The organism is Flavobacterium sp. RSSA_27 (genome assembly GCF_051547125.1).
Lineage (GTDB): Bacteria > Bacteroidota > Bacteroidia > Flavobacteriales > Flavobacteriaceae > Flavobacterium.
The window spans coordinates 1-249 of sequence record NZ_JBPTTN010000025.1; the positions used below are offsets into that span (position 1 = coordinate 1).

1 protein-coding gene is annotated in these 249 nt (G+C 40.2%); it reads left to right on the forward strand.

Features of this window, described 5'->3' with window-relative positions:
* The coding region (locus ACSVH5_RS13470; protein WP_438061926.1) for a SprB repeat-containing protein at nt 1–249 on the forward strand (249 nt) is incomplete at both ends.

Here is a 249-nt window from a genome sequence, read left to right on the forward strand (position 1 = left end):
TAACTTGTAATGGCGCCAATGACGGAACCATTACCATTAGTGCTCCATTAGGAGGTTATGGCACCTACCAATACAGCATCAATGGTGGTACAACTTGGCAAGATAGCGGTACTTTTACTGCGCTAGCTAATGCAACTTACAATGTACAAATCAGAGATAAAGCCAATACTGCTTGTGTTAAAATAGTAAATGCAAGTTTAAGCATTACCCAACCTGCTGTTTTAAGCGCAACTGTAGCTTCAACTAATG